Raw genomic sequence first — 22,500 nt, forward strand, 5'->3', positions numbered from 1 at the left:
TGACCCGAAGACTAACAGGGGTCAATTTGGGACGCAACGGGAAATCGCGGGAAAACCTGGGTACCGTCGGGTTTCCCAGCATAGATCAGGATGTCGGTAGCGCGCCTCAGAGCGCGCGCATCACCGCCGCACGGCGGTATCTGTCGTCGCCGCGCTGTTGCCCTGACCGGCAGGAGCGACTCCGATCTCCGCCAGCGGTTCGCCGGCCGGATCGGTCTCGTTGACGGCGGCGATGTTGGCGACCACGTCCGACTTGGAGGCGCCGGACAGTGCGACCGGGCGCTCATGGCTCACGGATCGCAGGATCGCGGAGGCGAGGCCGATCAGCAGCAGGACGATGGCAAGACCGGTTACCCCGACCCTGACGCGCTGCATCGACTGCCCCGGTTCATGGACGGTCTTCATCTCGCCGGACTGGTAAGGTGGAGAAGGACGTTTGTCGAATCAGGCGCTTGCAGGCCGATCGGAGGCTGAGCGATCCGGGGAAAGCCGGTCGGGCACCGGCAGCCCCTTCGCCGTCAGCCATTCGCGATTGTAGAGGGTGGACAGATAGCGGAAGCCCGTGTCGCACAGGATCGTCACGATCCGCTTGCCCGCCCCCAGCGCGCGGCCGAGCCGCACCGCGCCCGCGACGTTGATGCCCGACGACAGGCCCAGGCAGAGCCCTTCCTCGGACAAAAGGCGGTCGACCCATGCGAGTCCCTCCTCGTCGCTCACGCGGAACTGCGTATCGATGAGCGCGCCTTCCAGGTTACCGGTGATCCGACCCTGACCGATCCCCTCGGCGACCGACGAGCCCTCGGATCGCAGTTCGCCGTACGCGTACCAGTCGTACAACGCGGCGCCGTGCGGATCGGTCAGCGCGATCGTCACGCGCTCGTCCTTCGCTTTCAGTCCGAGACCGACCCCCGCCAGCGTGCCGCCGGTGCCGACCGCGCAGGTGAAGCCGTCGATCCGGCCCTCCATCTGGGTCCAGATCTCCTCGGCGGTGCCGACGACGTGCGCGCGGCGGTTGGCGACGTTGTCGAACTGGTTGGCCCAGACCGCGCCCTCCGTCTCCTCCGCGATCCGCCGCGACGTGTGGACGAAATGGCAGGGCGAGGAATAGGGTGCGGCCGGGACCAGCACCAGTTCGGCGCCAAGCGCGCGCAGCGTGTCCATCTTCTCCCGGCTCTGCGTCTCGGGCATCACGATCACCGTGCGATAGCCTTTGGCGTTGGCGACCAGCGCCAGGCCGATGCCGGTGTTGCCCGCCGTCCCCTCGACGATCGTCCCGCCCGGCGCCAGCACGCCGCGCTCCTCCGCGTCCAGGACGATGAACAACGCCGCGCGATCCTTCACCGACGCGCCGGGATTGGTGAACTCGCACTTGCCGAAGATGTCGCACCCCGCGGCGGTGCTGGGACCGGCTAGGCGGACGAGCGGAGTGTTGCCGATGAGGGCGAGCGTATCGGGGGCGATGTGCATGGCGACGAAATAGCGGACGGGTTCTGCCCGGCCAAGCCTATGCTCCTTCGTTGCGGCCAAGTGGCGGCGGTGGTAGACGATGCTCTCGGAGGTATACCATGGGCGTGCAGCTCAACATCAAGGACGAGCGGACGGTGACGATCGCCCGCGATCTGGCGCGGCAGCTCGGCAAGACGGTGACCGAGACTATCCGCGACGCGCTCGAGGACAAGGTCCGGGCGCGCGACGTGGAGCGCGGGACGCGAGTTGTTCGAATGCTGGCCCTCGCGGACGAGATCTATGCCGAACTTCCGGATGCCGTGAAGGCAATGACATCCAAGGAGCTGATGGACTCGATCTACGATGATAACGAACCGGACGGCTTCGCCAGATGATCGTGGACTCATCGGCCATTGTCGCAATTTTATTGCGCGAGGTAGAACGCCGGAACATCGCCGATGCTCTGGCGTCCGCTTCGACGGCCAAGATCTCTGCAGGATCCTGGATCGAACTTGGGGCCGTAGCCGTCCGGCGACAACTAACCATTTTGTCCTCAGATCGTCTTGATGCGGTTCGACGAGAGTTCGGGATCACGATTGAACCAGTGACGGCGCAGCAGGCCATCATCGGCCATGAAGCATACCGGACCTTCGGCATCGGCTCCGGTCATCGAGCGCAGCTAAACTTCGGCGACTGTTTCGCCTATGCACTTGCCAAGGCGACGGGCGAGCCGCTGCTGTTCAAGGGCGACGACTTTACACACACCGACATCACGCCCGCCCTTCCCCCATCGTGACCCGCAAGGCGTCGTTTCCGCCGGTGGCGCGCGCCGATGCGCGGCTGCTGGTGCTGGGCAGCCTGCCGGGCGAGCGGTCGCTGGCTGACGGGCGATACTATGCGCATCCGCAAAACCAGTTCTGGCGGTTGATGTCGCCCGTCGTCGGCCGCGACTTGCCCGCACTCGGCTACGACGACCGGCTGGCGACGCTGGTCGAGGCGCGCGTCGCGCTATGGGACGTGATAGCATCCGCGCGGCGGGCCGGCAGTACGGACGCGGCGATCCGGGAGGTGGAGGCGAACGACCTGGCGGCGCTGGTCGCAAAATTGCCCGCCCTGCGCGCGGTCGCGTTCAACGGCGCGACCGCTGCGGCGGTCGGCGGATCGCGGCTCGGCGCCACCGGCCTTGACCTTGTGCCCCTGCCCTCCTCCAGCCCACTGCACACGATCGGGGTCGCGGCCAAGCTGCCGGCCTGGAGCGCGCTGGCCGCCTTTCTGACCGGATGAGCGCGGCGCATTACCGCAATGCAGCGATTTTGCTGCGATGCACTTGACGGCATCGCGCCCGCTGGGCGAAGCATGGGGGGCCATGAAGCTCCCCCTCCCCCTCTCCGCCGCGGCGCTCGCGCTGTTTGCCCTCTCGGCCTGCCAGAGCAAGGCCCCCACCGTCATAGACGAGACGCCGCCCGATCCGCTGGCCAACCAGGTCGCAAACGCCGCGCCTGTGGAGCTGCCGCCGTCGATCAAGGCATCGGTCACGATGCGCTGCACCGGGGACAACAGCCTCGTCTACGTCAACTTCTACACCGGCAACACCCAGGCGACGCTGCAGACCGCCAAGGACGGCCCGGCCACGCGCCTCGTCGCCGCGAAGGCGGGCGATCCGTTCACGGCTGACGGTGGCTATCAGATCAAGGGCGACGACAAGAAGATCGAGCTGAAGCAGCCGGGCAAGAAGGATCTGACCTGCCACATCTGATCGTCGCCTAGGCCTGATCCACCGACCCATCGCCCGCGTGGGACCATCGCGCGGGCTCCTCCTTGCCGCCGGCCCCGCCAAGTCTACCCCGCGAGATCGCGCTTGCCGCCGGTCCCCGCCCACGCCACTCTGCCGTCATGGCGACGGTGGCGGTATACAGCCTGAAGGGCGGGGTCGGTAAGACGACGCTGGCCGTCAACCTCGCCGCCTGCGCCGCGGCGAGCGGGCGCCGGACCCTGTTGTGGGACCTCGACCCGCAAGGCGCGGCGAGCTGGCTGCTCCACGCCGCGCCGGCGAAGGATCGCGCGAGCGCATTGTTCTCGCGCGACGTCGCGGTGACGCGCGCGATCGTGCCGACACCCGTGCCGCGGCTCGACCTCGTTCCCGCCGACGCGTCGCTGCGAGGGCTGGACCGGTTGCTGGACGATCTGGGCAAGCGCAAGCGGCTCGCGAGGCTGATCGAGGGGCTCGACGGCTATGACCGCGTGGTGCTGGATTGTCCGCCCGGGCTTGCGGGGACGGCCGAACAGGCGCTTGCCGCCGCCGACCTGATCGTGGTGCCGGTCGTGCCCGCGCCGCTCGCGACGCGCGCGTTCGAGGAGGTGGAACGTCACCTGCGCGGCCGACGGCCGCTGATGCCCGTCTATTCGATGGTCGACCGTCGCCGCCGGCTGCATGCCGCGGCGCTCGCCGCGCGTCCGGACTGGCCGACGATCCCGATGGCGAGCGCGATCGAGGCCGCCACTGCGGCGCGCGCGCCGGTGGTCGCCGCCGCGCCCCGCTCGCCCGCGGCGCGCGCGTTCGCCGAGCTGTGGCGCACGGTCGAGTCGCGGCTGGCGGCATGAGCGACGTCCTCGATCCGCAACTGGTGCTCGGCGCCTATGCCGTGGGTGTGTTCCCGATGGCGGACAGCCGCGACGCGGACGGCGTCTATTGGGTGGAGCCGCGCCGCCGCGCAATCCTGCCGCTCGACGGCTTCCACCTGTCGAAGTCGCTGCGCAAGACGATCGCCGCCGACCGGTTCCGCGTCACCGCCGACACCGCCTTCGCCGACATGATCCAGCTGTGCGCACAGAGCGTGCCCGGCCGGCCCGAGACGTGGATTAACCCCGGCATCGAGCGTGCGTTCCTGACCCTCCACGCGATGGGCTTCGCGCATTCGATCGAATGCTGGGACGGCGATCGGCTGGTCGGCGGCCTCTACGGCCTGGCGCTCGGGCGCGCGTTCTTCGGCGAGAGCATGGTGTCGCGGGAGCGGGACGCGTCCAAGGTGGCGCTGGCGTGGCTGGTCGCGCGGCTGCGCGCCGGGGGGTTCGACCTGCTCGACTGTCAGTTCCAGACCGATCATCTCTCGAGCCTCGGCGCGGTCGAGATCGGGCGCGCCGCTTACGTGTCGTTGTTGTCCGCCGCCTTGACCGGCGTCGTCGGGCCGGCGGCCGGTGCGGCATCGCTCGGCGCGCCGTCGTCATCGGCGGCCGGCGACTTCTTCCGGCTCGACCGCGCTACGCCATCTCCGGCGCCAGCACCCGATACTACCGTCGTGTCCGGTCCGGTCGTCGGGAAGGACATCGTGCAGCTCTTGGTCCAGACGTCGTAGATCGGATCCTGGACGACGTTGAGGCCGGGCCGCTCCTTGTAGAGCCAACCCGAGAAGACGCGCCGCCAGCGCCGGTCGACCTGCTCGACGTCCGCCTGGACGAACGCGCCCGTCAGCTGTTCCTGTTCCCAGGGCGCGGTCTGCTCGCATGCGCGCAGCCGGACCACGACGCTGCCGACGCGGATCGCCTGGCCGGGGCGGAGCGTCAGGTCGCGGCTGGCGCCGTTGCGCTTGTTCAACAGGCCGATCACCGCGACGCGCTCGACCATCGGCGTGCCCCCCTGGCCCACCGGCACCGCCGAGCCGCCCGCCGGCTGCACACCGCCCACGGCGGTCGCGATGGGTGTCGCCGTCGGGATGGGTACCGTCACCGCGGTCGGCGAGTCGCCGCGATGGGACACCGCCCACCAGCCGCCGCCGGCCAGCGCGGCAACGACTACCGCGCCGGCGATCAGTCTGCGGTCCGGCGAGCCCGAACCGCTCAGCTTTAACTTCACGCGTCCGGGGTCCACGCTTCATAGTCGCCGGTCGCGGCGGCGCGGTGGCCGCCCTTTTCCAGCGCACCGGGCGGACGATAGGCGAGCGCCGTTCCCGTCATGTTGGGCAGCGCCGGTTTCTGCCACCGCTGGAGTGGCGGAAGCGCGCGGTCGGGCACGTCGTCGACCTGATGATGCATCCAGCTGAACCACTCGGGCGGGATGCGGCTGACGTCGTTGGCGCCGTCATAGATCACCCAGCGGCGGGGATTGCCAGCGGTATCGCTGCCGCCTTCGTAATAGACGTTGCCGAGATGGTCCGTGCCCACCTCCTTCTTGCCGCGCAGGCCGAAGAGCAGCGTGGTCCAGGTCGCGCCAGTCCACCAGGCGAGGGGGTTGCCCAATTTTCTCATGACTGCGGCTTATCGCGGTGACAGCCCGCCGACAACCTCGCTGCTACTTCGGCCAGCTCACCTTCTGGCCTTCCGCGATGCCGAGCTCCGCCGCCCGGCCGCCACGCAGTTCCAGGACCGCGGCGATCGGCTCGCCCGACGACAGCGGCGTCTCGTCAAACGGCACGGCGTTCTCCGCGATGCGCGCGATCGTGCCATCCGGCCGGATGAACGCGATGTCGAGCGGGCTTGGCGTGTTCTTCATCCAGAAGTTCGCGACACGGGGTGCGCCACCTTCAGGTGGATAGGGCCAGAACAGCATCCCGCCGTCGGCCGCGATCCTGGTCCGGAACATCAGCCCGCGCTCCTGCTCGGCGGCGGTCTTCGCCTGCTCGACCAGGAAGACATGCGCGCCGCCGGTCGTCGCGATCGTGACCGCGAGCGTCTTGGGCCCGCCCGCCTGCCCGCCCGAACCCGAGCCGCAGGACGCCGCCAGCAGCATCAGGCTCGGCGCCAGCGTCACTGCAAGCCGACGCGCGACGTCACCCATCATCCTGCACCTCGACCGCGAGCGGCCCCTTGCGGCCCTGGACGATCCGCGCGCGCAGCCGATCGTCGGGCATGGCATCGTCGATGCCGGCCCGGCGCAGCGTCTCCATATGGACGAAGATGTCGCCCTCGCTCGCATCCGACACCAGGAAGCCGTAGCCTTTCAGGCGGTTGAACCATTTCACCGTCACGCGTTCGAACGGGCCGGCATCGCCGATCAGCGCCAGCGGGTCGACGCGGTCCGCGCCGGCCTGGTCACGCGACGGATCGACCGCCCGGCTTTCGTCGAACGACACGACCTCCAGCGCCTGCAGCCCCCGGTCGCGTCGCACCGCCGTCACCTCGACGCGCGTGCCCTCGGGCAGCGATCGCCGGCCCAGCGGCTGGAGCACGGAGAAGTGGATCAGGATATCGCCGATCTCACCGTCCGCGACGATGAAGCCGAAGCCACGGGTCGCGTCGAACCATTTGAGCACCCCGCCATGACGTTCGCCGTCGCCGTCCGGGCCGGAGCGGACCGGGATCGGCGCAGGGTCGCCGTGAGAGTGTCCATCGGGCTCGCTCTGCATCACCGTTCCTCGTCGCGACGCTAGCACGGTTCGTCCACATCGCAATCACCCGAACCGTGCGCGGCGTCCCGGATGAGGTCGCCGGGCGCGGCCCCGACGATCCGTCGCGACAGGCCCAGCTCGTGGCCCGCGCGCAGCATCGCCGCAAGCTGGCGTTCGCGCAGAGGCCGGTCCGCGAGCTCGGCCGCATAGGGCCCGATCCGTCGCCGACGCGCCAGTGCGAGCGCGGCGTCGAGCGCCCGGTCGGCGATCTCCGGCGCGATCGCCTCCAGATCGTCCGCGTCGAGCCGCGCCGCCCGCAGCGCGCCGCCGACGCGCCGCGCACCCAGTCCGCGTCGCGCCATCGCCGCCGCCTTGCCCTCGCCATAGGCGCGGTCGTCGACATAGCCGAGCGTCGCCATCCGCCCGGCCACCCCCTCGGGATCGGGCGGCACCGCCTCGTCCGCCCAGCCCCGCTCGCGCAGCTTGCGGCGCAGATAGTCCGCCAGCCGCCCGCGCGTCGTCGCGAACCGCTCGACGTAGCGCAGCGCAAGCCGGTCCAGCGCCGCGGCATCGAGCGGCGGCACGGGGCGGCGGTCGGCGGAGCGGGCGCCAGAATTGGCACGGAAACGGGACTGGTCACGGGAGCGGAGCGGCATGCGCCATGATTGTGCCACACTGGTTGGGGATTGCGAACCTGCATGGTCGCGTCGTTCGCGGGCAGCGGCTCAGGTGGCCGCCGATAGAGGCAAGGACACATGGCGGACGGCACGAACGGATCGGGAGCGCAGGTGGCGACGGCCACTGACGACACGCTGCCCCGCCGGTTCGCCGACTTCGCGACGCTGGGCGACGCGCTCGACTATGCCGCCGCCGGCGACAAGGGGCTGAACTTCCACGACGCGCGCGGGTGCCTCGTCCGCGCCTACCCGTTCCGCGAGCTGCGCGACCATGCGATCGCGACCGCCCGCCGGCTGATCGGCGCGGGCGTGGAACCCGGCTCCCGGGTCGGGCTGGTGGCGGAGACGGGCCCGGAGTTCGCGGCGCTGTTCTTCGGCGCGGTCTATGCCGGCGCCTGGCCGGTGCCGCTGCCGCTGCCCACCTCGTTCGGCGGTCGCGACTCGTACATCGATCAATTGCGGACTCAGCTTGCGAGCTGCACGCCCGTGATGCTGATCTACCCGCCCGACCTGGCGGCGATGGCCGGCGAGGCCGCGCGGCTGGCCGGCGTCGAGGGCGAGGATTGGGACAGCTTCGCGAGCCGAGCCGCCGCCGATGCCCCGCTCCCGACGGCGATGCCGGGCGATATCGCCTATCTGCAATATTCCAGCGGGTCGACGCGCTTCCCGCATGGCGTCGCGATCACCCATGCGGCGCTGCTCAACAACCTGGCTGCGCACAGCCACGGCATGGAGGTCCGACCCGGGGACCGCTGTGTCTCGTGGCTGCCCTGGTATCACGACATGGGCCTGGTCGGCTGCCTGCTGTCCCCGGTCGCCAACCAGGTGTCGGCCGACTATCTGAAGACCGAGGATTTCGCGCGGCGCCCGCTCGCCTGGCTCGACATGATCAGCCGGCACGACGGCACCACCCTCTCCTATTCCCCCACCTTCGGCTACGACATCTGCGCGCGCCGGATCGGCAGCCAGAGCCGGGTCGAGGATCGGCTGGACCTGTCACGCTGGCGGATCGCGGGCAACGGCGCCGACATGATCCGCCCGGACGTGATGCAGAGCTTCGTCGACGCGTTCGCGCCCGCGGGCTTCCAGGCCTCCGCCTTCCTGCCGAGCTATGGCCTGGCCGAGGCGACGCTGGCGGTGTCGATCATGCCGCCGGGCGAAGGCATCCGCGCCGAACTGGTCGAGGAGACGCAGCTCTCGGGCGGCGATCTGGACGACCGCAATGGGGGTGGGGGCGCCCGGCGGCCTCAGCGCTACCGCGCGATCGTTAATTGCGGCCGGCCGGTACGCGACATGGCGCTGGCGATCCGCGAGGAGGACGGGACCGACCTGCCCGAGCGCGCGATCGGCAAGTTGTGGTGTCACGGCCCGTCGGTGATGGCCGGCTATTTCCGCGATCCCGAGGCGACCGAGGCCTGCCTGATCGACGGGTGGCTCGACACGGGGGACATGGGGTACATGAGCGACGGCTATCTCTACATCGTCGGGCGCGCCAAGGACATGATCATCGTCAACGGCCGCAATCACTGGCCGCAGGACATCGAATGGGCCGTCGAGCAGCTGCCCGGCTTCAAGGCCGGCGACATCGCCGCCTTCGCGATCACGACGCCCGGCGGCGAGGAGACGCCGGCGGTGCTCGTCCAGTGCCGCAGCTCCGATGAGGCGGAGCGCGTTCGTCTGCGCGAGGAGATCCGCGAGCGGGTACGCTCGGTCACCGGCATGAACTGCGTGATCGAGCTGATCCCGCCGCGCACCCTGCCGCGCACCAGCTCGGGCAAGCTCAGCCGCGCGAAGGCGCGCAACCTGTATCTGGCCGGCGAGATCAAGCCGTACGCGATTGCCGCTTAGGCACTTCGCGGCGAAGGCTGCTCCAACATGGCTTGTTCGGCGCAGACTCTTCCCAACAAGGGGAGAGTAGCCGTCGGCAGCAAGTCCTCCCCCCTCCGTCACGCTGCGCGTGCCACCTCCCCTTGGCGAGGGAGGATCTCATTGATCGAGCGTATCCATCTGAGAAGGAAATGATTTACCCCACGGTTAACCCTTAATCCGTGGTCGAGAGAAACCAACCGGTAACCAGCCTGTACTAATCTATGCTGGTGAACAGGCCCGATCCTTCCGAGACCCTTGTCGATACCCGAGCGCTGCTCGGGCTCACCACCCCTGCCCAATCGCATGACTGGGGGCTGATCCGCGCGTTCCAGTTGCGGGCGGGGCGTCAGTTCGCGCTGTTCCACCTCGCCGCGCATGTGATCGGCGCGGCGATGGTGGCGATCGTGTTCGCAGGCGTCGTGCCGGTTTGGGAGCTCGGCGCCTGGGGCGCGCTGACCGCCGCCGTCGCGGCCGCCGTCGCGTTCCGGCGCCTGGCCTCGCGCAACACCACCGACAGCGCGGCCACCGCGGGCGACATCCGCGACACCTATCTCGAGGGACTGGCGCTCGCGGCCGTCTGGTCGATCCCGCCGCTCGCGTTCGACGTCCATGCGAGCGCGGGTGCCGCCTTCGGTCTGTGGATGGTGCTGTCGGTGCTGATGACGGCGTCCGCCATCGCGCTCGCGCCGCTCGCGATGTCGACGCTGATCTTCCTCGGCAGCATCGGCCTCGCGGTGGCGCTCCAGCTGATGCTGGTGCGGGCGCATGTCCTGGCCGGCGCGACGCTGCTGTTCGTCGCGCTGCTGATGCTCGCCTGCCTGATGCGCGCGCGCAGCCTGGTGCTGGTGCGCGCGGGGCAGCTCGCGCTCGCCGAGCGCGACGAGACCGTCAGCCTGCTGCTGCGCGAGTTCGAGGAAAGCGGCGCCGACTGGCTGTGGGAGACGGACGCGGCCCGCCGGATCGTCAAGGCGACGCCGCGCTTCGCCTATGCCTGCGGGCTCGACCCCGTCGCCATCGACGGCATGCCGTTCCTCCAGGTGCTCGCCGGCCCGGCGTGGGAGGCGGGCAATTTCGCCGCCGGGCTGCGCGATCTCGCCGATCGGCTGAAGGCTCGCGACAGCTTCCGCGACCTGCGCCTGCCGGTGACCGTCGACGGCGAGGAGCGCTGGTGGGAGATCGCCGCCTCGCCCCGGTTCGACGAGCGGGGCGCGTTCATCGGCTTCCGCGGCGTCGGCTCCGACGTGACGGAGCAGCGGGCGAGCGCGGACAAGATCAACCGCATGGCCCGGTACGACACGCTGACCGGCCTGCCCAACCGCCTCGCGATCAACGAGGCGTTGACCCGCGCGATGACGGAGGCGGAGAAATGGTCGACTCGCTGCGCGTTCATGATGATCGACCTCGACCGCTTCAAGGCGGTGAACGACACGCTCGGCCATCCGATCGGCGACCGGCTGCTCGGCCGGGTGTCGGAGCGACTGTCCCAGATAATGTCCGCCAACGAGCTGGTCGGGCGGCTGGGCGGCGACGAGTTCGCGGTCGTCGTGCGCGACGCGACGGACACCGCCGCGGTCGAGACGTTCGCGCGCACGATCATCGAGACGCTGTCGCGTCCCTATGAGGTCGATCAGCACACGCTGTACATCGGTGCTTCCGTCGGCGTCGCGACCGGCCCGCGCGACGGGCGCACCGCCGAGATGCTGGTCCGCTCCGCCGACCTCGCTCTGTATCGCTCCAAGGACGCGGGCGGCGGCAGCTACCATGTCTACGAGCCGCAGCTCCACGTCGTTGCGGAAGAGCGGCGGGTGATGGAGATGGAGCTGCGCCGCGCGCTCGAACGGCGGCAGATGCACCTCCACTACCAGCCGGTGGTGGACGCGGGCACCGGCAAGCTCACGGGGTTCGAGGCGCTGCTGCGCTGGATCCACCCCGAGCTTGGCAGCATCTCGCCGATGAAGTTCATCCCGCTGGCGGAGGACACGCGGCTGATCGCGCCGATCGGCGAATGGGTCCTGCGCACCGCCTGCGAGGAAGCCGCGCGCTGGCCCGACTCGATCCGCGTCGCGGTGAACGTCTCGCCCGAGCAGCTCCACAATCCCAATTTCGTGACGCTGGTCGCCTCCGCCCTCGCGCAGAGCGGCCTGCCCGCCGAGCGGCTGGAGCTGGAGGTGACGGAGAGCGTGTTCCTGAAGGAGGGAACATGCGCGGTCCAGGTGCTGGAGCGGATCCTCGACCTCGGCGTCCGGCTTAGCCTCGACGATTTCGGCACCGGCTATTCCTCGCTCGGCTACCTTTCGCGCACGCGCTTCTCGTCGATCAAGATCGACCGCAGCTTCGTGCAGAGCGCGTCCAAGGGCTCGCGCGAGGCGATCGCGATCATCCGCGCGGTGGTGGCGCTGGCGCAGAGCCTCGGCATGGCGACGACCGCGGAGGGCGTCGAGACCGAGGCCGAGCATCTGATGGTGCAGGGATACGGCTGCACCAAGGTGCAGGGCTATTACTTCGGCCGCCCGCTACCGGTCGCCGAAGCCCGCGCGCTGGCGACGCAGCGCCGGTGGAACGACGCCGGGTCGGTCGCGGCGTAGCCAGCGACCGACCCGGCCGGCCAGCGGGTCGCGCGAGCGAACCCGTCCGACGTCACGGGATTTACTCTCGTGACGGCCTGCGCATCGGCGGTAAAATAGTGTGGCCGGTCACGGGCGAAGCCCGTGACGTCGATCGCGGCAAGCCGCGCCGGCCGGCCTTGCGCTGGAACGCCGCTTCGCGTCGCACGCTGCGGCGTGGCAGGGGAGCTCGGACTCGAACCGAGGGCCTTCGGTTTTGGAGACCGACGCTCTAACCAACTGAGCTACACCCCTACGCTTCGGTCGGTTAGCGCGCACGGACGCGATCCGCAAGACCGGCGGGCTCGGCAATCGCGGCATCCGGCCCCGCCATCCCCGCTCTTGCCTTCCCCCACCCGTCCCGCTATTTCCACGCTCATCCGACAGCATCGACGGGCCCGCCCGCTCCCTTCTCTCGGGGGACGCGGCGGCGGCGCAATGCGGGCGGCGCGGGAACGACAGGACAAGCGCACGTGGCCAAGACGACCCCGACCGAGTTCATCAACCAAGTGCGGGCCGAAACTCGTAAGGTGGTCTGGCCGACCTGGAAGGAGACGTGGGTCACGGCGATCATGGTCGTCATCATGACGAGCGTGCTCGCGGTGTTCTTCTTAGGGGTGGACGCGGTGTTCGAGGCGATCGTGCGCAGCCTGCTCAAGTTCGCCCAATAACCGCAAGACGAAAGAAGGTCACACGCGATGACGCGCTGGTACATCATCCACGCCTATTCAGGGTTCGAGGGCAAGGTCCGCGATTCGATCATGGCGGAGGCGACCCGCATGGGCCTTGACCAGCTGGTCGAGCAGATCGAGGTGCCGACCGAGACGATCACGGAGGCGCGCCGCGGCAAGAAGATCGCGGTCGAGCGCAAGTTCATGCCGGGCTATGTGCTGGCCAAGCTCGACATGACGGACCAGGTGTACCACCTCGTCAAGAACACGCCCAAGGTGACGGGCTTCCTGGGATCGATGGGCAAGCCGCAGGCGGTGAGCGACGCGGAAGCCGCACGCATGCTCAACAGCAAGGAAGAAGCCGCCGCCGCGCCCAAGCAGAAGGTGAAGGTCGATTTCGAGATCGGCGACACGGTGAAGGTGCTCGACGGCCCGTTCGCGAGCTTCAACGGCACCGTCGAGGGCCTGGATTTCGACCGGTCTCGGGTCAAGGTGTCGGTCAGCATCTTCGGGCGCGCGACGCCGGTGGAACTGGAGTTCGAGCAGGTCGAGCGCTCGAAGTGAGCTGCAAGCAGCTCACTTCCGCACGCGCCTAGCGAAGCTAGAAGCGAGACGGCGCTCGACCGGCCGGCGGGCGAGCAAGCCGCGAAGCGGCGAGATCGACCCGTTCGACGTCACGGCGCGGCCCTTCGACTGCCTGCAAGGCAGGCGCTCAGGAGGGCCTTCGCCGCGCCGCCCCTTCTGCGATGTTCCTGTTCAGGTTGTCCGTTGATAGCCCGCCCAGATGGCATCGCGCCAATCGGTTCTCCACGGCACGTCGTCGTAGCTGTCCAGCAAGTGCCATGCGAGAGCCGCTTCCGCCGCCTGCCCGGTCAGGGCGTTGCCATGCTCGACCACCAATCGCATCTGGTGAACAAGGATCGGGTGTTGTCGCCAACCCGCGACCTCTCTTCCTAGCCATGGCAACCAGTCATCGATCGATGCCACGGCGGCGAAGGCATCCATCTGCTGCGGATCGGCTCGGAAGCGCCAGACGGCGGCCAACAGATCATGTGCGACTTGCAAGGTCCGATGATCAACCGATCGATCGTCCCACTCATTCCGCCGGACGCCGAGCATCGCGGCCGCCATTTCCAGATGTCGCTCGCACCCGTTCCGCATGATGCTCAGTCCGCTTCGGTAAAGGTCGTGCTGAGCCCATACGAGGCGACCATGATCGCCCTCGAATACGTTCCGACGATCATGCGGCGACGCCCCCAGCGACCTTCCCCGCCGCCACCAACGGCCCATCCACCACCCGTTCCAACAGGTCCGCCTGTTCCGGCTCCAGGTCGATCAGCAGCCCGAGCACGTTGAGCACGTTGAGCAACTCCTCGGTATACTCCGGCAGCCAATGGTCCGGCTGGATGTCGCCAAGCGGCGAGGGCGGGCGGCGGTCGCCGATCTGGGGGCGTTCCCGGTTCTTCTTGCGATAGCTGAACCACTGGCGCAGCACCTGCTTGCCCGACACCTGATAAGTCCACATCGCGTGCGTCACCGGGCCGATCCGGCCCCCGCTCGGACCAGCTCCGACCTTCAGCTCGTTCGTGGCGGCATCCCAGTCGATCGCGTCGGGGAAGCCGTCGGACGTCGAGGGGATCGTCACCGTCACCTTGGGCGCGCGGGCGCCCGGTAGGCGCGGCGGCCCGGCCGGGCGCCCCTCCCCCATCCGCTCGCCGAAGCTGTGCAGCCAGATCACCTCGCGCCCCAACGCCGCCGCTTCCGCAAACAGCGTTTTGTCCGCGGTGAGCGGCACGCGCAGGCCGGGGCGGACGAGATCGGCGCGGAAGCGATCGGTGTAGGCGGGATGCGCGAGCGTTGCTGCGACATAGGCGAACACGTCGACCGGATCGGGCGCGCCGCCATACAGCTTGGTCAGCGCGGCAAGAACGGGATAGGTGATGTTGGTCTGCGTGGCGGCCGCGTCTTTCCACAGAGCAAAGACATGCCCGCCTCGGCCGCTATAATGGTGCTTGTCTGGAGATTGGTTCGTAACCGTCAACGCAGGCCCGCCGGAGGGCGATATGTCCATTGGCGCAGTAATATAAGCCTGGCATTTACCCTGAGCGTTCCAAATGTTCGGCCTCGGGTCGCTAATAACCCGTGCGTCTGCTATTAGATATTGGCGATCAAACGAACGAAAACCATACCTCTGAGACTCGGCTTTGGCTTGCTTCTCGTCGATGATCTTTACAGATCGCGTCGGCCGATTGCCGAGTGGTTCACTGACTACCTTTCGAATGTGACGACCAGAGACCACATAAGCTCCAGTCTGTTTGTCCTTTCGCAAGGTGGGGTGGAAGAGGGTCTCCTTCCGATTGGGCTCTCGCTCGGCAAGCAACCTTGTCCAACGGTCGCTCAACGTAGAAGCGTCGGGTGCAATCACCCAAGTTCTGCCGGCGGTCACCCCCGGCCCGACATAGCCTACAACCTTATCCAGCGGGACGAAACTGGCCCAGCTATCGGCGAGATCGGGTAAGAACGGCGCACGCGGATCGACTGCGCAGGCGAGCCATCCTGGCGACGCAAGCGACAGCGCCGCCAACTCCGCAAACTTCGCCTCCCGCCGCCCCGGCTTGAGCGCGCGGTACGACACCTTCGCCGGCACGTCCGGCTTCGTATCCGGCGAACGCGACGCCAGCACGATGCAGACCGGATGCTGCACCCCCTCGAAGATTCGCGTCGCTACCTCCGGCTGGTGCCCCTCGGGCGAACAGTCGATCACCCAGATCTCGTCGCAGTCGCGGCGCAGGTCGCTGCGCATCTTCTGGAAGCCCGGCCCATTCAGGAAGCCGGCCACGGTGATGTAGCATACGAGGCCGGACAGGTGCTCGGCGACGGGCGGCTCCTGATCGCGGCCGCCGCTGCCCTGTTCGAACACCTTCCACGCCGCCCAGCGCCAGAAGTACACGTACAGGTTGCGCAAGTGCTTGGCGTGCGCGCCGACGCCCCATTTCGCCGGCGGCTGCCAGTCCTTCAGCGGCGCAGGCCGCGTCCCGCTGCCGTTCTCGATCCAGGCGCCCTTGCCCTTCGCCTTCTCCTTGTACGGCGGATTGCCGATGACGACGGTGATCGGCTGCGCGCGCTTCACCTCGTTGGCGGTCGCCTGCTGGCGCGATATCTCCTTGTAGATGCCCTGCCCGCTCTCGAACGTCGCGTGCGGATCGCTCAGCGTGTCGGTGACGAACAGGCGCGGCAGGCCCGCCGCGTTCAGGTCGATCATCTCCGCCATCAGCCGCAACTCGGCGACCGCATAGGCACCGAACTGAAGCTCGAAACCGAACAGGCGCTTCGCGACCTCCGCCATCGCCGGGCCGACCGCTGGCTTGCCCTGTTCCGCCTCGATCGTGCCCGCGATGTGGCGCAACAGCGCGAGGAGGAAGGTGCCCGACCCCACCGCCGGGTCGGCGATCTGCACCATCGGGTCGGCCAGTCCCTTGTGCCGATCGAAGCGTGCCGGTGATTTCAGCGCTTCGTCGCACAGCCGCACCATCGCCTGCACCACCTCGGGCGGGGTGTAGTAACTGCCGGTCAGCTTGCGTAAGCGGTTGTCGTACACGCCCAGGAATTGTTCGTAGAAATACAGCCACGCCTCGGGATCGCCTTTGGCGATCACGTCCCAATCGACGACGTCGAGCACGCGGACGAGCGTGGCAAGCGACGGGCCGAGCACCTCCTGTTCGGTCAGCAGGCGCAGCGCGGCGCCGATCAGCGTGTCCGTCTTGCCCAGTTCGCGCGCGACCCGGTCCAGCCCGTCCGCGAGGATCAGCTTGCGCGATTTCGCCATCAGCAGCCCGAAGGTGACCGCCTGGGCATAGCCGTCCGCGAAGCGCTCGTCGCTGGCATCGGGGAACAGCAGCGCGCGCCAGTCGGCGGCCAAGCCCTTCAACTCGGCATTGTCCTGTTCGAGCTGTTCCAGCACCTCGTCGCGCAGGAAGCGGCACAGGCGGGCGGCGGTTGCGGCGAGCTCGGCGGGTTTCCTGGGCGCGACCGGCTGCCAAGACAGGAAATCGCCGATCAGCGACAGGAGCCCGGCAGGCGCACCCAGCTTCGCGCCGGACGTCTCGACGTCACCGTCGAAGGCGAGCGGCTTGCCGACGATCTCGCCGTTGCGCCACAGCGACAGGCCGTTGCCGTCGGTGTAGATCAGGTTGGGCAGCGCCTTCAGCTTCGCCCATTGCGCCTTGTCGTGCGCGTCGGTGAACCTGCGCGGATCGAACCCCTTGCCGGGCGCCTTCACCTCGATGAAGCCGATCAGCGCCCGAGCGCCGCCCTTCGCTGGGCCGGCGCCAAGCGTGACGGAGTAATCGGGCCGGGTCTTCAGGTCCGCGAGCGACGTCTCGCCCACCAGAACGACCTCGCCCGCAATGCCGGCAGCGCTCGCCAGTGCGGGGATCAGCGCCTCCAGCGGGCCACGAAGCTGATCCTCGGGCTGACCGGTCGCGGCGACGTTCGCCAGTTTGGCCTTGGCCGCTGCCCCGAAACCGCTCACGGCTTTCGCCGCCGCTCCATCTTGCGTCATCGCCCCACCATATGGAAGTCGTGCCCCAGCGACGCACAGGCCGCAAGCGGCGGTGAAACCATGAGGTGAAGCAGGAGTGGATGCCCCGTCTTGCGCCATCGCCCTACCTTGTGCTTCCAGTGTTTTGGCGACGAATAGGTCGCAAGCAGTCCGGAACCACGACGTGAAACAGGAATCGATGCCACAGAACGACCTGTTCGGCTCGAGCCAGCTCGGCTTGGGGCTGGAGGACACACGGCCCGACCCGACCCATGTCGATCCGGCGAGCGTGCGCGAGGAACTGGCGGCGATCCTGGCCACCGCGCGCGCGGCTCGCGACGAGGCCCCCTGGGACCGGCGCACGCACCGCTATCATCAGGTGGTGTTCCCGCAGATGGCCGACTGGCTGCCGGCCGACGAGGCGGACGCGATGCGGCGGCAGTTCAGCGTGGAGCTGGAGCGGATCGAGTCGCTGCTGGCGGCTTAGCAGGCCCTACTCCCCCCGCAGCAATCGCCGCTCCCACGCCGCATCCTCCCGCGCCGCCCGGCCCTTCTCGATCTGCTCCTTCGTCAGATGCTTCACACGGTGGCCGCCGAACAGGGCGACGTCCGGGTCGCGGGGGACGCTCGCCGGGTTGGCCTCGCTCCAGCCCGTCACCTGCGAAAGGTCCGACAGCAGCGCGGACGTGATCGGGGGCAGTTCGTGTTCGAGTTGGGGCAGGAACAGCGGCTCGCCCCGGGCGCGGCGGGCGATTTCCGCGGCGCGGAACTGCTCGCGCGCCTGCTCGTCGCGGTGCTCGATCATCAACTGGAACCGCAGCGAGCGCATCTCGCTCGTTTCGCCGCGACGGTTGCGCAGCGGCTCGGGCGTTCCGCCGAGCCGCGCCTCCTTCTGGTGCAGGTACAACAGCTGCAGCGCCTGACCCGCCGTCATCGCGGGGATCGCGGGGCGGTCGTTGAGGCGCCAGTCGCCCATGCCGTCCACACCGGATTGCAGCCCGACTTCCAGCATCGCGGCCTCGATCTCGTCATATCCGTGCGCAAGCGCCAGCCGCATCTCGCGCGCGAAAGGGGCACTGGCGCGGCGTCGCTGGTAGATGGTCGTCGCGGTGACGCCGGCCGCCGCCGCGGCTAGCCGTACGTTGGCGCAGGCCGACAGCGCGAGCAGGAACGCCTGCTCACGCGGTCGCGTGAACGTCCGCGGCGGCCGTGCGCGGCGCAGGACGCGGCCCTTGGCGAGCCGGACGATCATCGTGCGGCCGCCCTTGCCCCCGGAGCGATTGTCCTCCCGCGCCTCGGCGACGACCGCCTCCGCCGCCAGCCGCGCGGCGGCTCGCGTCAACGCCTTCGCCCACCGAAGCGCGAAGGCGTAGTCAGCGTCGCGGCGGGCCTGAAGCGTGGAGCGGGGGATGCCGACCGATCGCGCCGCCCGCCGCTCGTTGCCATGGACGGCGAGCGCGCGCAGGAACGCGGTGTGTCGCGCTTCGTGATCGAGCGGGAGGATGCGGGCCATGCGCGGGCGCTCTGCCGCCAAATCCAACTTTGCAAGCGGCGGGGCTTTGCGCTATGGCTAGCGCCTTCCACATCGTCGGGAAGCCTCCGCGGGAGCCTTCGGACCTAGTCCGGGGCGCCATCACCGCTAAACTTGGAACAGAGTGACTTATGGCAAAGAAGATTACCGGCTACATCAAGCTGCAGGTGCCGGCCGGCGAGGCCAAGCCCGCGCCCCCGATCGGGCCCGCATTGGGCCAGCGTGGCGTGAACATCATGGAGTTCTGCAAGAGCTTCAACGCGCAGACGAGCGCCGGCGACATGGCCAAGGGCACGCCCCTGCCCACCGTCATCACCGTGTACGCGGACCGATCGTTCTCGTTCGAGACCAAGACGCCGCCCGCCTCCTATCTCATCAAGCAGGCCGCGGGGCTGAAATCGGGCTCCAAGGAGCCGGGCAAGGTGACCGCGGGCAACATCAAGCGCTCGCAGCTGTCCGAGATCGCGCAGGCCAAGATGAAGGACCTGAACGCCAACGACATCGACGCGGCGACGAAGATCATCGAAGGCTCCGCCCGCGCGATGGGCCTGAGCGTGGTGGAGGGCTGAACCATGGCACTGAGCAAGAAGCAGAAGGCGACCGCGATCAACCCCGAGCAGCTGCACGGGATCGACGAGGCGATCGGCATCGCCAAGGCGAACGCCAGCGCCAAGTTCGACGAGACGATCGAGATCGCGCTCAACCTCGGCGTCGACCCGCGTCACGCCGACCAGATGGTGCGCGGCGTCGTGCTGCTGCCCAAAGGCACCGGTAAGACGGTCCGTGTCGGCGTGTTCGCGCGCGGCGCCAAGGCGGACGAGGCGCGTGCCGCCGGCGCCGACGTCGTGGGCGCCGAGGACCTGATGGAAACGATCCAGGGCGGCGCGATCGACTTCGACCGCTGCATCGCGACACCCGACATGATGGGCATCGTCGGCCGTCTCGGCAAGGTGCTGGGCCCCAAGGGCCTGATGCCCAACCCGAAGCTCGGCACGGTCACGATGAACGTGACGCAGGCGGTGAAGGACGCGAAAAGCGGCCAGGTCGAATATCGCGTCGAGAAGGCGGGGATCATCCACTCCGGCATCGGCAAGGCGAGCTTCCCGGCCGCCGACCTGCGCGCGAACTTCGACGCGCTGGTCGACGCGGTGGTGCGCGCCAAGCCGTCGGGCGCCAAGGGCAAGTACGTCAAGAAGGTCGCGCTGTCCTCGACGATGGGCCCGGGCATCAAGATCGACACTGCAGAGGTTGTGGGCGCGTAGCCGGAGCGAGGCGCGCAAGGCTCCTTGCGCGCCGCTGCCTGAAAGGCACGCGAACGGCCGGCCAGCGGGTCGCGACAGCCAGCCCGTCTGACGTCATGGGATTTACTCCCATGATGGCCTAGCTGGAAGGAAAAGGGCCGGGAGAGATCCCGGCCCTTTTCGTTTGCGAATGACTAAGCTACGGCTTTGACAGGCTGCGGTGCCCCGCGATACCCTCCGCCAACTCGGGGGAGACGGCATGAGCATGATATTGGCGGCGGCTCTGGCGCAGGCGGCGGTCGCCGCACCCCGGCTCCCCTCTCCATCCCCGACAACGACCTCCGCCCCCGCCCGATCGAGCCCGGTCCAGCAGGCGTTCGATGCCGCCATCACGTTGGAGGCGAGCGGGACGCCGGTCGCCCGCGCCACCGCGTGGCATGCGCTCGCGGATCGGGCGCGCGGCAACCGGCGCACCGTGGCGATCGCGCATCTGCGCGAGGGCGTCGCGCTCCGCGCGGCGGGTCAGGACACAGAAGCCGAGGCACTGGTGAGCACGGCGCTGCCCGACCTGCCGGCCGCCGACCCGTCGCTGCGGGAGTATCGCTTCGACGGCCACCATCTGCTCGGGCAGGTGGCCGAGCACGACCTCGACTATGCCGCCGCCGTCGCGCACTATCGCGAGGCCGAGGCGATCGCGGACACGCCGATCGATCGTTACATCGCGTTGCTCGGCCTGATCCGCACCGCCACCTACACCGATCCGGCGGCGGCCACGGCCGCGGTCGGGCGTGCGGAGGCGGTGCTCCGATCGGTGAAGACGGAGCCTGCGGTGGAGGGCGAGCTGCGTCGCTGGGAAGCGGAGCTGGCGATGAACCGCGGTGATTTCGCCGGCGCCAAGCGGACGGCGGCGCGCGCGGTGCAGCTGATGGGCGGGCTGACCAGCCGCACCGATTCGAACGACGTGTCCGTCCGGTCCGATTACGCCATCGCGGCGCTGATGACCGGGGATGCCGACTCCGCGCGCGAATATCTGGCGATGACGGGCGCCGGACGGCTGCCCAACGGCGTGTTCGGCCGCGGCGTCGTCACCGAGGTTCCGGACTGCGGCGGGGAAGCGGGACTGAAGCCCGAGGACATGGGCATCGTGGAGTTCACCGTCGCGGCCGACGGCCATACGGTGGACGTTCACCCGGTCTATGCGGCCGGCGGCGGCGCGGTCGCGCTGGAGTTCGCGCGCGCCGTCTCTCGCTGGTCGTGGACGCCCGAGCAGTTGAAGTCCGTTCCGCCGTTCTTCCGCAATCGCGTCCGGCTGGAGCTGCGCTGCTCGACGTCGTTCGAGCGGCCGTCGGTGGCGCGCTACCTCGATGCGCAGTTCGTGCGCTGGCTGGGACAGAAGGACCTGGAGGTGCCGGCCGCTCCTGCCGGATCGGACGCGGCCGCGCTACCGCAGGAGCGCGCGTCGCTCGCCGCGGCCGAGCAACGGCAGGGGAAGGACGCGCTTGCGATCGTGCCGCTCCTGTGGCTCGTCGCCAGCAACCCCGTCGCGCCCCGGGACGAGGCGTCGGCCGAGGCCGCGCGCGCGCTCGCGATCGCGCGACGCGAGGGCGCTCCCCCCAGCGCCCGGCTCGCGCTCGACCTGCTCGCGAGGAGCGACGCCGACCGGCGCGACCGCGACCCGGTCGCCACCCTGACGGCGCGCTATGCCGACGATGCGGAGGCGAGCGGCGCGGTCGCGCTGATCGCGGCAGAAGGCGTCCGGCGCGACACCGTCCGGGCGCGCGCGCTGCTGGAGCCGGTGGCACGCGATGCGCGACTCGACCCCGACAACCCCGTCCGCAGCGCGGCGCTGATCCGCCTCGCGAGCCTAGAGGAGCGCGACAGCCGGCCCGAGGCGGCCCGCGCGATCTATGCGCAGGCGCATGTCGCGCCCGAGAGTTGCGCGCTGATCGACTCACCGCCGCGGCTGCTTCATGCGGGCGGCACCTTCCCGGCCGAGGCGATGCGCTGGGGATTCGAGGGCTGGGCGCTGCTGCAATACGACATCTCCGCCGCCGGCCGGGTCAGCAACGAGCGCGCGATCATTGCCTATCCGCCGTTCGTCTTCACCAAGGCGGCGATAGAGACGATGGCCGGTGCGCAATATGCCAAGACCTTCCGCCCGGACGGGCAATTGGGCTGCGGCGGCAATACGGGTGGCGTGCGTTTCCAGATGCCGTGAGGGCTGGCCGGCGTTGAGTGTATCGGTAGGGCTAGACAAGCGCCGGCCTCCTGGCCGAGATCGGTCGGGAGTATCGGTTAGCAAGGTCGACCGCGGCCGATACATCCTCCCCTGCCAGGGGGAGGGGGACCAGCGAAGCTGGTGGAGGGGGCGGACTGGCTGACGTTTGGGACGCCTACCCCTCCGTCACCTTCGGTGCCACCTCCCCCTGGCGGGGGAGGATGAGGGAACCCCTTGGTGGGGGAATTGAGAGGGGTGCGCGTGGGTCACTACGGCGACTACCAGAACAGGATCTACGCCGCCGGCCTGTCGGGCGTCGTCCCGCAATGGCCGGTCGATTTCGCGACGCTGGAGGCGCGCGTCACCGCCGCGATGCCGCCGTC

The 22,500-nt window shown here is 69.0% G+C and carries 23 protein-coding genes, 1 tRNA gene and 1 pseudogene; 14 read left to right on the forward strand and 11 right to left on the reverse strand.

The window, feature by feature from the left end:
* Positions 1–120: 120 nt before the first annotated feature.
* Positions 121–405, reverse strand: coding sequence for a hypothetical protein (locus ACFE65_RS06820; RefSeq protein WP_375381595.1), 285 nt, complete (start codon positions 403–405; stop codon positions 121–123).
* A 39-nt stretch (positions 406–444) separates the two neighbouring features.
* Positions 445–1,467, reverse strand: a complete 1,023-nt coding sequence (locus tag ACFE65_RS06825) for a cysteine synthase A (protein WP_375381596.1) — start codon at positions 1,465–1,467, stop codon at positions 445–447.
* A 98-nt stretch (positions 1,468–1,565) separates the two neighbouring features.
* Here ACFE65_RS06825 and ACFE65_RS06830 point away from each other — a divergent pair, with 98 nt between their 5' ends.
* The 6 genes from ACFE65_RS06830 (at position 1,566) to aat (ending at position 4,799) form a co-directional block, all read left to right on the forward strand.
* On the forward strand, positions 1,566–1,841 hold the full coding sequence (locus ACFE65_RS06830; protein ID WP_375381597.1) for a type II toxin-antitoxin system VapB family antitoxin: 276 nt from the start codon (positions 1,566–1,568) through the stop codon (positions 1,839–1,841).
* On the forward strand, positions 1,838–2,242 hold the full coding sequence (locus ACFE65_RS06835; protein ID WP_375381598.1) for a type II toxin-antitoxin system VapC family toxin: 405 nt from the start codon (positions 1,838–1,840) through the stop codon (positions 2,240–2,242). Before ACFE65_RS06830 ends, ACFE65_RS06835 begins: the two co-directional genes overlap by 4 nt.
* Positions 2,239–2,730 (forward strand): DNA-deoxyinosine glycosylase, encoded by a 492-nt coding sequence (locus ACFE65_RS06840; protein WP_375381599.1) that lies wholly within the window; start codon positions 2,239–2,241, stop codon positions 2,728–2,730. Before ACFE65_RS06835 ends, ACFE65_RS06840 begins: the two co-directional genes overlap by 4 nt.
* A gap of 43 nt (positions 2,731–2,773) precedes the next feature.
* Positions 2,774–3,202, forward strand: coding sequence for a hypothetical protein (locus ACFE65_RS06845; protein WP_375381600.1), 429 nt, complete (start codon positions 2,774–2,776; stop codon positions 3,200–3,202).
* A gap of 137 nt (positions 3,203–3,339) precedes the next feature.
* A complete protein-coding gene (locus tag ACFE65_RS06850) occupies positions 3,340–4,047 on the forward strand; it encodes a ParA family protein (protein WP_375381601.1) in 708 nt (235 codons plus the stop codon).
* Positions 4,044–4,799, forward strand: coding sequence for a leucyl/phenylalanyl-tRNA--protein transferase (aat, locus tag ACFE65_RS06855; RefSeq protein ID WP_375381602.1), 756 nt, complete (start codon positions 4,044–4,046; stop codon positions 4,797–4,799). Before ACFE65_RS06850 ends, aat begins: the two co-directional genes overlap by 4 nt.
* A gap of 35 nt (positions 4,800–4,834) precedes the next feature.
* On the opposite strand, the pseudogene ACFE65_RS06860 reads toward aat, so the two are convergent.
* The 5 genes and pseudogenes from ACFE65_RS06860 to ACFE65_RS06880 all read right to left on the reverse strand — a co-directional run.
* Positions 4,835–5,068, reverse strand: a pseudogene (locus ACFE65_RS06860) (DUF2155 domain-containing protein); the annotation flags it as partial.
* Between the two features lie 224 nt (positions 5,069–5,292).
* Complete coding sequence (locus ACFE65_RS06865) at positions 5,293–5,688, reverse strand: NADH:ubiquinone oxidoreductase subunit NDUFA12 (protein ID WP_375381603.1); 396 nt, start codon at positions 5,686–5,688, stop codon at positions 5,293–5,295.
* A 43-nt stretch (positions 5,689–5,731) separates the two neighbouring features.
* Positions 5,732–6,220 carry a DUF192 domain-containing protein gene (locus ACFE65_RS06870; protein WP_375381604.1) on the reverse strand — a complete coding sequence of 163 codons (489 nt, stop codon included), beginning with the start codon at positions 6,218–6,220 and terminating at the stop codon, positions 5,732–5,734.
* Positions 6,210–6,785, reverse strand: a complete 576-nt coding sequence (locus ACFE65_RS06875) for a cold-shock protein (RefSeq protein ID WP_375381605.1) — start codon at positions 6,783–6,785, stop codon at positions 6,210–6,212. The genes ACFE65_RS06870 and ACFE65_RS06875 overlap by 11 nt, the downstream gene beginning before the upstream one ends.
* A gap of 20 nt (positions 6,786–6,805) precedes the next feature.
* Entirely contained in the window at positions 6,806–7,423 is a 618-nt protein-coding gene (locus tag ACFE65_RS06880; protein WP_375381606.1) for a RecX family transcriptional regulator, read from the reverse strand.
* Between the two features lie 99 nt (positions 7,424–7,522).
* Between ACFE65_RS06880 and ACFE65_RS06885 the strand changes: the two genes are divergently transcribed.
* The gene (locus ACFE65_RS06885) at positions 7,523–9,292 is read left to right on the forward strand and encodes a fatty acyl-AMP ligase (protein ID WP_375381607.1); all 1,770 of its coding nucleotides are present in this window, start codon (positions 7,523–7,525) and stop codon (positions 9,290–9,292) included.
* A 242-nt stretch (positions 9,293–9,534) separates the two neighbouring features.
* Positions 9,535–11,898, forward strand: a complete 2,364-nt coding sequence (locus ACFE65_RS06890) for a putative bifunctional diguanylate cyclase/phosphodiesterase (RefSeq protein WP_375381608.1) — start codon at positions 9,535–9,537, stop codon at positions 11,896–11,898.
* A 196-nt stretch (positions 11,899–12,094) separates the two neighbouring features.
* Here ACFE65_RS06890 and ACFE65_RS06895 read toward each other — a convergent pair.
* Positions 12,095–12,171, reverse strand: a tRNA-Trp gene (locus ACFE65_RS06895).
* A 218-nt stretch (positions 12,172–12,389) separates the two neighbouring features.
* Between ACFE65_RS06895 and secE the strand changes: the two genes are divergently transcribed.
* Together secE and nusG are read left to right on the forward strand one after the other, a co-directional pair.
* Positions 12,390–12,587, forward strand: coding sequence for a preprotein translocase subunit SecE (gene secE / locus ACFE65_RS06900; RefSeq protein ID WP_375381609.1), 198 nt, complete (start codon positions 12,390–12,392; stop codon positions 12,585–12,587).
* A 27-nt stretch (positions 12,588–12,614) separates the two neighbouring features.
* Positions 12,615–13,151: a transcription termination/antitermination protein NusG gene (gene nusG, locus ACFE65_RS06905; RefSeq protein ID WP_375381610.1), complete on the forward strand. Its 537-nt coding sequence runs from the start codon at positions 12,615–12,617 to the stop codon at positions 13,149–13,151.
* 192 nt (positions 13,152–13,343) lie between these two features.
* Here the strand turns inward: nusG and ACFE65_RS06910 are convergent, their stop codons facing one another.
* Entirely contained in the window at positions 13,344–13,718 is a 375-nt protein-coding gene (locus ACFE65_RS06910) for a hypothetical protein (RefSeq protein WP_375381611.1), read from the reverse strand.
* Positions 13,719–13,827: 109 nt separating this feature from the next.
* Positions 13,828–17,148 carry a type ISP restriction/modification enzyme gene (locus ACFE65_RS06915; protein ID WP_375381612.1) on the reverse strand — a complete coding sequence of 1,107 codons (3,321 nt, stop codon included), beginning with the start codon at positions 17,146–17,148 and terminating at the stop codon, positions 13,828–13,830.
* A 178-nt stretch (positions 17,149–17,326) separates the two neighbouring features.
* Here ACFE65_RS06915 and ACFE65_RS06920 point away from each other — a divergent pair, with 178 nt between their 5' ends.
* Entirely contained in the window at positions 17,327–17,614 is a 288-nt protein-coding gene (locus tag ACFE65_RS06920) for a hypothetical protein (protein WP_375381613.1), read from the forward strand.
* A 6-nt stretch (positions 17,615–17,620) separates the two neighbouring features.
* Here ACFE65_RS06920 and ACFE65_RS06925 read toward each other — a convergent pair whose 3' ends face one another.
* A complete protein-coding gene (locus ACFE65_RS06925) occupies positions 17,621–18,640 on the reverse strand; it encodes a hypothetical protein (RefSeq protein ID WP_375381614.1) in 1,020 nt (339 codons plus the stop codon).
* Positions 18,641–18,789: 149 nt separating this feature from the next.
* On the opposite strand from ACFE65_RS06925, the gene rplK reads away from it, so the two are divergent.
* The 3 genes from rplK to ACFE65_RS06940 all read left to right on the forward strand — a co-directional run bounded on the left by rplK (position 18,790) and on the right by ACFE65_RS06940 (position 22,117).
* Positions 18,790–19,227, forward strand: coding sequence for a 50S ribosomal protein L11 (gene rplK / locus ACFE65_RS06930; RefSeq protein ID WP_375381615.1), 438 nt, complete (start codon positions 18,790–18,792; stop codon positions 19,225–19,227).
* A gap of 3 nt (positions 19,228–19,230) precedes the next feature.
* Complete coding sequence (gene rplA / locus ACFE65_RS06935) at positions 19,231–19,920, forward strand: 50S ribosomal protein L1 (protein WP_375381616.1); 690 nt, start codon at positions 19,231–19,233, stop codon at positions 19,918–19,920.
* Between the two features lie 238 nt (positions 19,921–20,158).
* On the forward strand, positions 20,159–22,117 hold the full coding sequence (locus ACFE65_RS06940; RefSeq protein ID WP_375381617.1) for a hypothetical protein: 1,959 nt from the start codon (positions 20,159–20,161) through the stop codon (positions 22,115–22,117).
* The last annotated feature ends 383 nt before the right edge of the window (positions 22,118–22,500 follow it).

Source organism: uncultured Sphingomonas sp. (genome assembly GCF_964237335.1).
Taxonomy (GTDB): Bacteria; Pseudomonadota; Alphaproteobacteria; order Sphingomonadales; family Sphingomonadaceae; genus Sphingomonas.

What these genes read in the sequence shown, in the direction of transcription:
- ACFE65_RS06880 (WP_375381606.1), bottom strand. Translation starts at nt 7,423, where the DNA reads ATGCCGCTCCGCTCCCGTGACCAGTCCCGTTTCCGTGCCAATTCTGGC.
- ACFE65_RS06940 (WP_375381617.1), top strand. Translation starts at nt 20,159, where the DNA reads ATGAGCATGATATTGGCGGCGGCTCTGGCGCAGGCGGCGGTCGCCGCA.
- rplA (WP_375381616.1), top strand. Translation starts at nt 19,231, where the DNA reads ATGGCACTGAGCAAGAAGCAGAAGGCGACCGCGATCAACCCCGAGCAG.
- aat (WP_375381602.1), top strand. Translation starts at nt 4,044, where the DNA reads ATGAGCGACGTCCTCGATCCGCAACTGGTGCTCGGCGCCTATGCCGTG.
- ACFE65_RS06915 (WP_375381612.1), bottom strand. Translation starts at nt 17,148, where the DNA reads ATGACGCAAGATGGAGCGGCGGCGAAAGCCGTGAGCGGTTTCGGGGCA.
- ACFE65_RS06910 (WP_375381611.1), bottom strand. Translation starts at nt 13,718, where the DNA reads ATGGCGGCCGCGATGCTCGGCGTCCGGCGGAATGAGTGGGACGATCGA.
- ACFE65_RS06875 (WP_375381605.1), bottom strand. Translation starts at nt 6,785, where the DNA reads ATGCAGAGCGAGCCCGATGGACACTCTCACGGCGACCCTGCGCCGATC.
- ACFE65_RS06835 (WP_375381598.1), top strand. Translation starts at nt 1,838, where the DNA reads ATGATCGTGGACTCATCGGCCATTGTCGCAATTTTATTGCGCGAGGTA.
- ACFE65_RS06820 (WP_375381595.1), bottom strand. Translation starts at nt 405, where the DNA reads ATGAAGACCGTCCATGAACCGGGGCAGTCGATGCAGCGCGTCAGGGTC.
- ACFE65_RS06885 (WP_375381607.1), top strand. Translation starts at nt 7,523, where the DNA reads ATGGCGGACGGCACGAACGGATCGGGAGCGCAGGTGGCGACGGCCACT.
- ACFE65_RS06870 (WP_375381604.1), bottom strand. Translation starts at nt 6,220, where the DNA reads ATGATGGGTGACGTCGCGCGTCGGCTTGCAGTGACGCTGGCGCCGAGC.
- ACFE65_RS06890 (WP_375381608.1), top strand. Translation starts at nt 9,535, where the DNA reads ATGCTGGTGAACAGGCCCGATCCTTCCGAGACCCTTGTCGATACCCGA.
- nusG (WP_375381610.1), top strand. Translation starts at nt 12,615, where the DNA reads ATGACGCGCTGGTACATCATCCACGCCTATTCAGGGTTCGAGGGCAAG.
- ACFE65_RS06830 (WP_375381597.1), top strand. Translation starts at nt 1,566, where the DNA reads ATGGGCGTGCAGCTCAACATCAAGGACGAGCGGACGGTGACGATCGCC.
- ACFE65_RS06825 (WP_375381596.1), bottom strand. Translation starts at nt 1,467, where the DNA reads ATGCACATCGCCCCCGATACGCTCGCCCTCATCGGCAACACTCCGCTC.
- rplK (WP_375381615.1), top strand. Translation starts at nt 18,790, where the DNA reads ATGGCAAAGAAGATTACCGGCTACATCAAGCTGCAGGTGCCGGCCGGC.
- ACFE65_RS06865 (WP_375381603.1), bottom strand. Translation starts at nt 5,688, where the DNA reads ATGAGAAAATTGGGCAACCCCCTCGCCTGGTGGACTGGCGCGACCTGG.
- ACFE65_RS06850 (WP_375381601.1), top strand. Translation starts at nt 3,340, where the DNA reads ATGGCGACGGTGGCGGTATACAGCCTGAAGGGCGGGGTCGGTAAGACG.
- ACFE65_RS06920 (WP_375381613.1), top strand. Translation starts at nt 17,327, where the DNA reads ATGCCACAGAACGACCTGTTCGGCTCGAGCCAGCTCGGCTTGGGGCTG.
- ACFE65_RS06925 (WP_375381614.1), bottom strand. Translation starts at nt 18,640, where the DNA reads ATGGCCCGCATCCTCCCGCTCGATCACGAAGCGCGACACACCGCGTTC.